Origin of the sequence: Capsulimonas corticalis (assembly GCF_003574315.2) — a bacterium.
GTDB lineage: Bacteria > Armatimonadota > Armatimonadia > Armatimonadales > Capsulimonadaceae > Capsulimonas > Capsulimonas corticalis.
On the sequence record NZ_AP025739.1, the window covers coordinates 1,612,967 to 1,625,281 of the forward strand.

The 12,315-nt window shown below is 59.5% G+C and carries 9 protein-coding genes and 1 pseudogene; 5 read left to right on the forward strand and 5 right to left on the reverse strand.

The genetic code is table 11. The features are described from left to right. Positions 1 to 30: 30 nt before the first annotated feature. From D5261_RS06920 to D5261_RS06935, 4 genes are all read right to left on the reverse strand, one after another. Complete coding sequence (locus tag D5261_RS06920) at positions 31 to 930, reverse strand: fumarylacetoacetate hydrolase family protein (RefSeq protein WP_218025751.1); 900 nt, start codon at positions 928 to 930, stop codon at positions 31 to 33. 104 nt (positions 931 to 1,034) lie between these two features. After that, on the reverse strand, positions 1,035 to 2,045 hold the full coding sequence (locus tag D5261_RS06925) for a LacI family DNA-binding transcriptional regulator (RefSeq protein ID WP_165864594.1): 1,011 nt from the start codon (positions 2,043 to 2,045) through the stop codon (positions 1,035 to 1,037). Positions 2,046 to 2,162: 117 nt separating this feature from the next. Then, positions 2,163 to 4,013, reverse strand: a complete 1,851-nt coding sequence (locus D5261_RS06930; protein ID WP_119324440.1) for a glycoside hydrolase family 2 TIM barrel-domain containing protein — start codon at positions 4,011 to 4,013, stop codon at positions 2,163 to 2,165. Between the two features lie 82 nt (positions 4,014 to 4,095). Further along, complete coding sequence (locus D5261_RS06935) at positions 4,096 to 4,899, reverse strand: DUF1559 family PulG-like putative transporter (protein ID WP_165864593.1); 804 nt, start codon at positions 4,897 to 4,899, stop codon at positions 4,096 to 4,098. A 193-nt stretch (positions 4,900 to 5,092) separates the two neighbouring features. Between D5261_RS06935 and D5261_RS33390 the strand changes: the two are divergent. The 3 genes and pseudogenes from D5261_RS33390 to D5261_RS06945 form a co-directional block, all read left to right on the forward strand. After that, a pseudogene (locus D5261_RS33390) lies at positions 5,093 to 5,206 on the forward strand (transposase); the annotation flags it as partial. A gap of 145 nt (positions 5,207 to 5,351) precedes the next feature. Continuing rightward, positions 5,352 to 6,113, forward strand: coding sequence for a hypothetical protein (locus D5261_RS06940; protein WP_119324439.1), 762 nt, complete (start codon positions 5,352 to 5,354; stop codon positions 6,111 to 6,113). Positions 6,114 to 6,359: 246 nt separating this feature from the next. Next, on the forward strand, positions 6,360 to 6,950 hold the full coding sequence (locus D5261_RS06945; RefSeq protein WP_119324438.1) for a hypothetical protein: 591 nt from the start codon (positions 6,360 to 6,362) through the stop codon (positions 6,948 to 6,950). Positions 6,951 to 6,991: 41 nt separating this feature from the next. On the opposite strand, the gene D5261_RS06950 is transcribed toward D5261_RS06945, so the two are convergent. Further along, positions 6,992 to 10,075 (reverse strand): ligand-binding sensor domain-containing diguanylate cyclase, encoded by a 3,084-nt coding sequence (locus D5261_RS06950; protein WP_119324437.1) that lies wholly within the window; start codon positions 10,073 to 10,075, stop codon positions 6,992 to 6,994. 264 nt (positions 10,076 to 10,339) lie between these two features. On the opposite strand from D5261_RS06950, the gene D5261_RS06955 reads away from it, so the two are divergent. Continuing rightward, entirely contained in the window at positions 10,340 to 12,055 is a 1,716-nt protein-coding gene (locus tag D5261_RS06955; RefSeq protein WP_119324436.1) for a sodium:solute symporter family protein, read from the forward strand. Positions 12,056 to 12,065: 10 nt separating this feature from the next. Beyond that, the gene (locus tag D5261_RS06960; protein WP_119324435.1) at positions 12,066 to 12,269 is read left to right on the forward strand and encodes a hypothetical protein; all 204 of its coding nucleotides are present in this window, start codon (positions 12,066 to 12,068) and stop codon (positions 12,267 to 12,269) included. The last annotated feature ends 46 nt before the right edge of the window (positions 12,270 to 12,315 follow it).

Genomic DNA, 12,315 nt, shown 5'->3' on the forward strand with positions numbered 1-12,315 from the left:
CCTCGCAATCGCGGGTGGGGGTAGAAGACATTATTCGCCCTCGTTGACGACGTTATTGGAGAGCGAGCCAATTTCGGGAATGCGCACTTCGACCAGGTCGCCGGCGTGGATCGGCCCGATGCCGGAGGGGGTGCCGGTGATGATCACGTCGCCGGGCTCCAGCGCGATCCGCTTGGAGATGAAGGCGATGAGCTGCGGGATCGTGAAGAGCATCTGCGAGGTGTTCGCCTGCTGCTTGACGATGCCGTTGAGCGTGGTCGTAATCTCCAGGTTGTGCGGGTTGCGGATCTCGTCGGCCGTCACCAGACACGGGCCCATCGGGCCAAAGGTGTCGTAGCTCTTGGAGAGGAACCACGGCAGGGACTGCGCGAAGGCGCGCTTCTGCTCGTCGCGCGCGGTAACATCGTTGAACAGCGTATAGCCGACGACATATCCCATCGCGTCGCGCTCGGCGATGTTCTTGCCGGACTTGCCGATGACCACGGCGAGCTCGCCCTCATAATCCACGCGCCCGACGCCCTCGGGAAGCACGATCTCCGCCTCGGGGCCGATGACGCTGCTGCTGGCCTTCAAAAAGACGATCGGTTCGATGGGAACGTCGGCGTCCTGCTCGGCGGCGTGGTCGGCGTAGTTGCGCCCGATCGCCAGAATGCGGTTGGGCCGGGGCAGGGGAGCGACGGGCGATACGCCCAGCTCCTGCCAGATCTGGTCCAGGATCTTGCCCTTCTCCAGCTCCTTCACGGCTTCCACGTACGTGGGCAGCAGGGCGACCAGATGGTTGAGATCCTCGGGAAGGTTCAGGCTGCGCGGATGGACGGCCTCCGCCACGGCGACGACGCGCGCCAGCGGCAGGATCTTGCCCTTGTACATGATCCCTGGATAGGTGGGTTCCAGCGGATCGTCAAATTCTTTATAACAGACGAATTTCAAAGACGGCCTCGCGTTCTTTGCTTTGAGAGCTTTTTACGCAGGCATTTTACCCTTCGGCGCTTGGAGGCGTCAATAATCGGGGGAATGGGGCGGGCGAGATCGGTTTACGCCGTCTCGCCGCGCAGGAGGGTGACGGGGACGATGGTTTCGCGCGGGACTTCGACGCCTTGTATCTGGGCGCGCAGGACTTCGAGCGCGCGGGCGGCGAGCGTGTCCCACGGGACGGCGATGGTCGTCAGGGTCTGCATCATCAGGTTCTGGTCGAGGCTGCCGTCGAAGCCCATGACCGCGAGGTCGTCCGGGGCGCGCAGGCCGCGTTTGGAGCAGGAGCGCAGCAGGTGCATCGCGCAGGCGTCGTTCCAGCAGCAGGCGGCGGTGGGCGTCTCCGGCAGCGCCAGCAGGGTTTCGAGTGTTTGATCGAGGTTGCCGTCGTCTTCCGAGGCGTCGCCGTAAGTAAACTCGCGGTGGATGACGGTGGCGTTCTGGACGCCGCGCTTCGCCATCTCTTCGCGGAATGTCTCCACGCGCCGGTCCACGGAGATCATATGGCGCTCCGGAGCGATATAGGCGATGCGCCGGTGGCCGCGCGACCAGAGATACTCCACGGTCTGGCGGATCCCGTCGGTGTCGTCGGCGACGACGCTTGGGAGCTGGGGAATGGCGTCAGAGATCGAGACGACAGGCAGCGCCGACTGCGCGAGCTGCGCGACCAGGGGATCCTCGGCGCTGGTGTGCAGAAACAGGCCGTCGATCCGCCCGTTGACCAGTTCGCCGTAGATATCGTCGGTGTTGCGTCCGTGGAAGACGCCGAGCAGCAGGATATCCACCCGCTGGGCGTCGCATACCCGCTGGAGGCCGCCGAGCACCGCCGCCATATAGGCGTCGCGCACGCTCATATAGTTGTAGCCGGTGTGGAAGCCGACGATATCCGTGCGGCGTCCGCGCAGGGAGCGGGCGATGGCGTTCGGACGGTAGCCCATCTCTCGCGCCGTTTCCAGCACGCGGCGGCGTGTTTCGGTGGATGCCCGGTAGCCCTGCGTTCCGCTCAGTATTCGTGAGACCGTCGGCTGCGACAATCCCAGCTTTTCCGCGATATCCTTCGACGTAACCGGCATGGTTCTGGTTTTCTGCGAACCCTTCATGGAATACAACGTTCTTTCGGGATCTGTGTCCCTTCTCACATTATTGCGTAAGAAGGGGGACGGCGTCAAGTTTTGTCACGGAAGGACCCTTTAACGATACGCAATGTCGTCCAAATAAAATGTCACCGGATGTCCCTGCCCGGCGACCACCCACGCAAACCCCGTTTTGATCCGCGTGAGGTCCTGCCCGCTCAGATCGATCATGTACTGTTTCCACTCCTTGGTCAGCGCGACATTGCCGAGTTTTCCGGATCCGCTATCCGAATATTTCTTATCCTTGCCCAGCAGGCCGTAGGAGAACGAAACGACTTCGCCCCCCTGGTCGCCGCGCGCCCAGAAGGTAAGCTGCTTGGCGCCGGTCAGGTTCCAGCCGCCCGGACGGTCGCCCCAATCGTTCGCGGGACTTTGCCAGACGACGCCCGCCCAGTTATCTCCCGCCGTGTACTGGGCTTTCAGCGAAGTTTTTCCTGCGTGCGGCGCTTCCGCAAAGGCCGGATCCATCTGGATCGCCCCGGTGTTGCCCATATAGCCGGACGGAGTAAACGGCGTATCGCCTGTCGCTTCGTCATAGATTACGAGCGGGAGGGCGGCTTTCGTTCCGGCGGATGATGGAGCGGCGCCGCCCGTGGCGTAAATCGGGATATTGGCGACGGCTCCGGCCTTGTGCCCGTCGGACACATAGGCGAAGAGACGATACGGTCCGCCCGTCGCCGGAACTTTGACCACGGCGCGCTGAGTGTCGGAGGTCTGGATCGCGTCTGGATAAACGTCCGGGACTCCTTCGGGCGCGCCGCCGGTCAGATGCGCGTCGGGATCGCCTTGCAGCACCCACTTCACGGTCAGCGGATACTTTTGCGGGCTGGACGCCGCCAGAGTTGCGGTGATCTGGGATCCTGCGGGAACTTTGTCAGGACCGTCCAGCGCGATCTTGTCGATCGCGGGGCAGAGCGCCGCCGGCGCCTTGCCGGACCAGAGCTGCGTCAAGGCGTCGACGGGGGCGAGCTTTGAGCCGTCCGGCAGCAGCATTCCAAACCAAGTCGCCGTCGCTTCCTGCTTATGCCCCCATAAGAATGTGTAGGATCCCAGGGAGAGCGGCTGGCCCAGCACGCTCTTTTCGTACGCGTCCCGGTAGAACTTCGCCTTTTCCGTGCTGGTGGGTTCGGGCGCCGCGCCCCAGGAGTTCTTCGGCAGCTCCCACGTTCCCGGCGGGCCGAACTCCGTGATCACAAATGGCTTGACGCCGCCCGCCGTCTTGTATCGATCCGCGACGGAGGACGCCCCCGCGTAACTATTGATCCCCAGGATATCGATATCCGGGCAGTATTTGTTCAATTGCGCGACTTTGTTTCCGCCAACCTCGGCGAACACGGTCATCGTCGGATGGTTGGGGTCCAGCTTCTTCGCGATCGCCGCGATGTCCTCGATCGCCTTCCACATCGCCGGATCATCTTCCGAACCGTTCTCCATCTCATTGCCGATCGCCCAGATCAGCAGCGACGGCGAATCCCGATACTTCAGGATCGCCTCCTGCGCCGCCTTGTACTGCGCGGCGACCTGCGCCGGATTATGGTAGTCGAAGCCCTGATCTTTATGACCGAGCCAGATTCCCGCCGTCACCGTCATCCCCAGCGACTGCGCTTGTGTGAGGACCGGCCCCAGGCCGTCCGATCCCCATGTCCGGATCGAGTTGCCTCCGCTGGCTTTGAGCAGTTGCGGCGAGGCGTCGCCCCCCGCCCCTTTGATAAAGTACGGCTTGCCGCCGCGCTCCAGATGGAAGCCGCCGCCGCTTTTGACCAGCCGCACCGCGAGCGCCGCATTTGCGGGCGCGGCGGCGGCTTTGGTGTCGGAATGCGCGCAGGAGGTCAGGACGATCAGCGATCCGGCCGCCGCGGTGAATAGAAAGAAAGATGGGAGGAGAGAGAAAGATTGACTGTGATTCATGGTATTGCAAAGAGTGAAGCCGTTTGGAAGTATCGCATGACTGCATACGCCAAACGGCTTGCGCCGACCGAAAGAAGGGAAACTACTGCTGCGAAACGTTGAAGGTCGGGTTATTCTGCGAAGCCGCCGCCGGGCCGCCGGCCGGAAGGACGCCGCTGGTGAAGGTGCTTGCGGCGCCGTAGATGCTGCTCGGCCGCGTGAACTTCGCGTGACCGTCGCCAAACGAATAGTTCGCGCCGCCCTGATGGCGCGTGGCCGGCTGCTGGTTCAGCGCCTGGCCGTCGCAGTTCGGCGCCTTTCCGTCGGCAATGACCTGAGTGCAGCCGAAGCCCGCCCCATACGGCAGCGCGTTGCTGGAATCGTAAGAGATATTGTCGCCGTTTAGGATTGTCAGCGAGGGGTTCACCATCTTCGCCACCGAAACGCCGCCCGTGTTATAAGCGTATCCATAATCCTGGGCGCCGACGACGGAGTTATAGAAGTAGCTCGTATAGCCCGCCACGGTTCCATTATACGGGTTTTGCGTCGGATTGCTGCTCTGCGTGGTCGGATCGTCCGGGCAGTGGAACATCTGGACGCTCTTCACGTAGGGCTGGATCTCATCGGCCCATCCCCACGGGTTGCCGGGCGCGCCGGTGCCGCCCGCGCCGCCGTCATGATTGGAGCACGATGGATAATGCTCGTCGTTATCCTGCACGTACTGAAGGATCGCAAGCCCCATCTGTTTGAGATTGGAAGCGCAGGAGATGGCGCGGGCCTTTTCGCGAGCCTGAGCGAAGACAGGGAACAGAATGGCGGCAAGGATAGCAATAATTGCGATCACAACGAGAAGCTCGATCAGCGTGAAACCGGCGTGAGTGCCTTGGCGGCGATTGAGGATAGGCATGATAGGTTCTTTCTAGAGCGCTAAGGTATTCGTATACGCATATTATATCAGGGTCGATTTGCCCTGTCAAGAAGTATTTCTTGCCGCGCGTCCTCTTCCCTTTAACTAGCATTCTCCGTGGCTCGCCACGAACCTGCCAGGCTCTCACTTTATGCTTTCGTTCGGCATATTCGCGAAGCTCTGTCATACTTAACCTATGGTTGTCAAAAAGAGCTGGGGCGGCGAGTTCTGGTCCGATGGTTACTATGTGGCGACAGTGGGTGAGTGTAACAATTGGGAAACCGTTGCCAAATATGTTAAAGAGTAGGGCCTGGACTCTGCGAAAAACCTTCGCCGCTTTGTTCAGCCTACGCTGCTGGGTTTCTGACCTAAATTGCTCCTGCTCTGATATGCCCTTCGACGATCATATCGAGAATTAGATATCCCGACGGCCCGCCAGGGAGAGGTTCATTGTGATTGAAATTTTATTGGAATACAAAGAATGGAGTCAATTCTGTGCAATTTTCAGCATCTTGAAAACATCTGAATTTCTTAATTCAATGTGCGCTAGCGAAATTATTGTTCGCAGATTTCTTGAGATTAGCGAGTTTTCAAGTGAGTATATTTTGGCTGAGCATGAATCGATCACTGCTGGATCCTATATAGATTTAGAATCTCATTATAAAACCATCTTTAATAGCGTTGACGAGGACTTAATTGTTAGCGCCGCTTTTTGGATTGAAGCGTCTCTTCCTACAAGTGGCGGCAAAGAAGATTTCATGAACGAAGATTGGGCAAGCGCTATCGGTAAAGTCTATTCAGAAATAAAGCGTGGAAAAGCTGATTGCCCTGAATTTATATTAAAAAATGAAAATTTGATTCATGAGATTTTGCGTAATGCTGAGATGGATACAGAGTTGACTTCCGCTCTGTATCAAATACAACGCGGAATTACGCGTCTTAATGACCATGATATGCATATGATAGATCTTCGACATCAAATATCAATAATGGGCCTGGGACGAGAGCCACGCGTCCCAACATTAAACAATTATTGTGATTTGATTAGCCTGGTCGCTTACCATAACCAAACCGAAACAATCAAACGGCTATTGTTGACGCCGCTTAGGTCTGCCGAGAAGCAGATTTTTCTAGACTGGGCCATTCGGACTGATGCCTTATCATATATTGATGAGGCTTACAGTGGCGCAGAGTTTATCTCTATCGATACTTAAATCTCACTGTTCAATTCGTAAAACTCACCCGCGTCATCGAAAGCGACGGCTCGCAAGCCAACTACGCCCGTTTCGCACACCGACGAGCACGACCTGGCTGGCAATCGCACAAAGTACGACAGCGCGGCGGCGACGCTTGGTGCGGCGAATAAGCAGAATGGGCAGACGTATGATTGGGGTGGCAACTTTACGTGTTATTGACCTGAAAATGCAATTGCTTGTGCTGTTTGAATTTGGGAGTAAATCATGCAGGAATTGACTAAAAAGAATGAGCTTAGAAAACGCCTTGTTAATGCCTTTTCTAAGGTACATGCTGACCTTCATGCCCAAGCGCCAGAATGGAAGTCTCGCGTGGAGCTAATGGATAGTGCATTTGACGAAACAATAGACTTGTCAACAGAAGTTCCCTCGCTTATGATTAGTGATTGGATTTACGAACTCCCAGGGGTGGGACAATCTATTTTTCAATATGTGCTTCCTCGACTATTAGTTCTCAGTCTGTATAAAAATGATGGATCGATATTATTTAAGGATGAGTTAATTTCAATCCTAAATGTTGATGGACATATCTTAGAATCTGAAGAATCTGACTATGCACGTACAATTAATAATGCAACAAATAGTCAAGTGGGTGACAAATGGGTTGCAGATTTCAAGCTGCATGAACATAAAGCTATCGATTTGAATAAATCAGATTTTGCGCTTTTTAATCATATACAAATAAACGCAATTCTGGATTGGCTTAATTTTATGAAAGTCAGTTCTGATATATATAACATTAAGGCCGTAAACAATGCGGTTGCTTATTGGAGTCGTTCCGTCGTTAATTTACGATAATGATATACTGTTATAACGAGCAGACGGGGGGCTCACGCAGATCACGCGCCGAGGCTGCGGGCGTCGGGGATGATTTCGCTGACGTGCATGACGCGGTTGCGGCCGTGTTCTTTGGACCAGTAGAGGGCGATGTCGGCGGCGGCGATGAGGCCGGCTTGGGTGGTGATGTCGGCGGCGGTCGTGGAGGCGCCGATGCTGACGGTGATGGGGCGGTTGGGCCAGAGGGCTTCGGCGATGGTCAGGCGGAACCGTTCGGCGACGAGGAAGGCGTTCTCGGCGTCGGTGCGGTGCAGAATGATCACGAACTCTTCGCCGCCGTAGCGGGCCACAGTGTCGGTGTCGCGGGCGCTTTCGTGGAGCAGGCGGGCGACGGCGATCAGGATCTCATCGCCGGCGGGGTGGCCGTAGGTATCGTTGTAGGGTTTGAAGTGATCCACGTCGATCAGCAGGAGCGACAGGGGCAGGCCATCCCGCTCTTTCATCTGCCACTCGCGCTCTAGCTGTTCGCGGAAGGCGCGGTGATTCGTGAGACCCGTCAAACCGTCCGTCGTCGCCTGGGCGTAGAGGCGCGCGTTCGCTTCTTCCAACGCCTGCTGTGTGGCCATCAGCTCATTCTGGCTCGCCGTGAGCGCTTCGTTTCGCGCCTCCAGCAGATCCTGGATGTCCTGAAGCATCAAATTGCGCCGGCGCAGCTGTTCTAATCGCAGGAACGATGCGCCGAACAAAATCCCCAGCACGAGAAAGGCCGCCGCCGCCTTGAACGCCACGGTCTGATAGTAATGCGGTCGCAGGGTGAAGGTGAAGGCGTTCGCGCCGGTCCAGCCGCTTTCGGTGTTCGTGCACTGCACAAAAAAGCGGTAGCGCCCGGGAGGCAGGTTCGTGTAAAACGCCGTGCGGGAGCTGTCGCCCTCGCGCCATCCCGAGTCGAGGCCGTCCAGCCGGTACTGGAAACGCAGGTGACTGGGGTTGCGGTAGTCCAAAGCGGTGAAGTGCAGCTCGACATTGCCGTCGCCGGGAGGGGCCGCCGCGGGTTTTTCGCCCGGATAGGGCTGTCCATTGATCAGAATCTGATCCATCAGAATCGGCGCGGGCGCGGTGTCGAGGTCGTTGGGGTTGACGCGTACGACGCCTTCGATCGCGGAAAACCACATACAGCCGTCCCAGGTCCGGCAGGCGCTTGGCTGACGGCCGGCGATGCACTGGCTGGCGAAGGCGCCGTCGTCGGGCCCATAGGGATAGCAGCGGAGAGTGGACAGGCGTCCGTCCATCGCGGCGTTCAGATCCTGAAGGCTGGCGCGGAAGATCCCTTTCGAGCTGCCGATCCAGAGGTTCTTGCCGGTGTCCCGGTCTCCGTCCTCCAGGATTTGGTAGACGCCGTCGGAATAGAGGCCCTCGCGGACGCCGATGTGGCGAAACACCCCATTCTGGAAACGTGTCAGGCCTCCGCCCCAGTGGCCGAACCAGAGCGTTCCGTTGGCGGTCTCGCAGATGCTGATAATGATGACGCCGGGAACGCCGTCTCCATTGTGGTAAATGCGGAAGCTGTCGCCGCTGACACAATACAGGCCGTCTTTCGCCGAGGCCCACAGACGGCCGGATTGGTCGACATAGCTGGAGAAATACCAGACACGGCGGGCGGGATTGGCGATAAACGTCGTCTGACCGTCCTTGGTGCGGGTGAATCCCTTCTCACCGCTCACCCAGACGGTCCCGTCGCGGGCGATCGCCATCGTGCTGGCGTAACCGAGGGCGCTCAGTCCATAGCGGTCGGAGACATCGGTGAGGCTCGACCCTTCCAGCTTTTTGACGCGCCCGCCGCAGAACGCGAGCATATCGCCGTTGGGCGTCTCCCCAAGCGTGATGATCGGGCCTTTGTCCGGCGCGACAAGCCGGAAGGAGCCCGAGGTGCCTCCGGAATAGCTATAGATCCCGTAGTCGTTGGCGGCCCAGAGGCGGCCGCCTAGGTCCGAGAACAGGATGCCGGCTGGAAGGCGGGACGGCAGGCCGCTCTCCGGGCCGAACGTGCGGCAATTGCGGTCGCGCAGACACGCCAGGCCATGGTCCATGCCGATCCAGATGTTCCCGGCGCGGTCGCTCAATGCGCAGATCGCCGCGCCGGAGATCCGTCCGGTCAGCGTTTGGGAAAGAAACGCGCCGTGGATGAAGAGCGCGACACAATCCGCGCCGGCTTCTTTGCTATGGTAGCGGCAGAAGAGGCTGCCGTCGGCGTTCACGCCGATCGATTGAATGTTCGTTTCGGGGAAATCGGCGCAGAGAGTCGCCTGCTCGTCCCGAATCTGGTAGAGCCGGCCGTTGCGCAGCCCCCAAACCATGGTTCCGTCGCTGACGATCGTCGCCGGCGACGCGCCGGCGGGCTGCCCCGCGATCCGCCGTATCGCGCCGTCCTGAATCAGGAACATCCCCTGTTCCGACCCGACCCATACCGCGCCGTTCGGAGCGCATTGCAGCGATAAGACGGCGTTGCGGGATACGCCCGGCAATTGGAACCGCCGGATAGCCCCATCACGCACTTCGATGACCGCGCCCTGCCGGGTTCCCACCCAGAGCGAGTTCGCGACGCCGGGCGCCCAGGCGGTCCTGCTTCGGCGGTCGATGATCGACGAATCCACGGCGACATGCAGGGAATTGCCGCTCACGGTGTAGTAATCCCCGTACCGCTCCGCCCAGAGATGGCCGCTGGGATCCAGGAGGCAGCGGATATTCAGATCTCCGCGTCCGGTCACGGGCGGAGTCAGGTTTTCGGCCACGCCGTCATGAAAGCGCGAGATTCCCCCTTCGCCGCATGCCCAGAGATTCCCATCGCCGTCTTCGAGCAGCTGTTCAATGTTGTTGGTGGCGAGTCCCGGCGTCCTGCCGGTGTCGTAGGTGGTGAACTGCTTGCCGTCGAAGCGCGCGGCGCCGTCCTGCGTGGCGACCCAGATATAGCCGTCACGCGCCTGGAGAATGCTCTTGACATGGTCCTGCGGCAGGCCGTCGTGGGTGTTCCAGACGAGCGCGACCCGGTTCGCGAGCGAAATCGGCGCGCTGTGGGCGGCTTTCGCCGCGAAGAAGACGCAGAGTAAGCTGAAAATTATGAAGTGATGTCGCGACGTCTTCGTCCACATAGGTACAATAAATCGTGATTCGCGCAATTGCGCATCGGCTGTGTGCGACCGCGCACCGACTCAAACTGACTTAAGTCGAATTATCGGCATTTCGCCTCCCTATTCTTAGAGGGCGCGCCTTCGTCGGCGCGGGCAGGCGATCCCAATACGCTTTTGGCTGGGGAGCAGGCGGCCTTCCATGGTTCGACGAAGAACAAGGCTGGCTCGTTCCAGGGTGGCGACGGCGCCGCCGATGACGCGCCAGTCCGTCAGGAAAGATCGGCAATGCCACACATTCACATGGGAGCGGTGGACTATGCGCTGCTCGTTATCTACATCGTCTTCGTTTTGGGAATTGGGGTGGCGGTCAAACGCCTGACCAAGACCAGCGGGGACTTTTTTCTTTCGGGGCGCTCCATTCCGGCCTGGATCACGGGGCTGGCCTTTCTGTCCGCCAATTTGGGCGCGCAGGAAGTGATCGGCATGGGCGCGTCGGGGGCGAAGTACGGGATCGCGACGTCGCATTTCTACTGGATCGGGGCGATCCCGGCGATGGTGTTCGTCGCGCTGTTCATGATGCCCTTTTACTACGGATCCAAGGCGCGCTCCGTTCCGGAGTATCTGCGCCTGCGCTTCGATGAAAAGACGCGGGCGTTCAACGCCGGATCGTTTGCGATCATGACGCTGTTCTCCTCGGGCATCTCGCTGTACGCCATGGCGTCGCTTTTGGAGCTGCTGCTGCGCTGGAACTTCCTGACCAGCATCCTTGTGTCCTCCGGCATCGTGCTCGCCTATGTGTTCCTGGGCGGCCTGAAATCGGCGATCTACAACGAGGTCCTTCAGTTCTTCTTGATCGTCTTCGGCTTCTTTCCCGTCGCGCTGCTGGGGCTCAAGGATATCGGCGGCTGGTCGGGATTGCAGGCGCGCCTTTCCGAAGTCTCGATCGAGCGCGGCTTCGGTCCGGGTGGTTTGACACACGCCTGGCAAGGGCTGGCGACGACGCATAATCCCCTGGGCGTCGAATGGTTCAGCCTGGTGATGGGCCTAGGGTTCGTGCTTTCCTTCGGCTACTGGTGTACGGACTTTCTGGTGATTCAGCGCGCGATGGCCGCCGACTCGGAAGTCGCCGCGCGGCGCACCCCGCTGGTCGCGGCCGTTCCCAAGATGCTGTTCCCGTTCCTGGTGATCCTGCCCGGCATGATCGCGATGGCGCTCACGGCGCATTCCGCGCAGACCGGCTTCGCGCTGCCGCGCAAGCCCGACGGCACGTATAATTACGACCTCGCGGCGCCGATGATGCTGATCCACTACTATCCCACGGGATTGCTGGGCCTGGGCATGACGGCCCTGCTGGCGTCGTTCATGTCCGGAATGGCGGGAAACGTCACGGCGTTCAACACTGTCTTCACCGTGGATATCTACGAGAGCTACATCAAGCCCGGCCAGTCCGACGAGCATTACCTCGAAGTCGGCCGCTACGCCACGGTCGGCGGCGTGCTGTTCAGTATCGCGACGGCGTTTCTGGCGGCGAACTTCAACAACATCATGGACCTGCTCCAGCTGGTCTTCGCCTTCGTGAACGCCCCGCTTTTCGCCACCTTCCTGCTCGGCATGTTCTGGAAACGCACGACCGGCCACGGCGCCTTTTGGGGACTGCTGAGCGGCACGCTGGCGGCCGCCGCGCACCATGGGCTCACGCAGCCCATTGGCGCGGCCAGCCTCGCCAAAGGCGGCTGGCTCGGCGCCGTTGTCCATCACTATCCCAGCGAGATGGCGCAGAACTTCTGGACGGCGATCTTCGCCTGGACGGTCTGTTTCCTGGCGACTATTCTTATCTCCTTACTGACCCGCCAGACCAAGACGGACCAGGAGATGGAAGGCCTCGTCTACTCACTCACCAAAAAGCCCGTCGAAACCGACCTCGCCTGGTACGCCCGCCCCGCCTTCCTCGGCGGCCTCGTCCTGGCGGCGGCGCTCGTGCTGAACATCATCTTCCGATAGGAGACAACCCATGATACTCGACCTGCGGTTCCCGATCGGAGCCATGTTCACCCTCTTCGGCCTCGTCTTAACAATCTACGGCGCCGCGTCCAGCCCCGCGATCTACGCCAAATCACTGGGGATCAACGTCAACCTCGCCTGGGGCGCCGTCATGCTCCTCTTCGGCCTGATCATGGCCATCGCCGGCTGGCGCGCCATGCGCGCGCAAAAGTAAGCGATCAAAATCCGTACTGCATAATGCAGTGCGGATTTCCATCGAC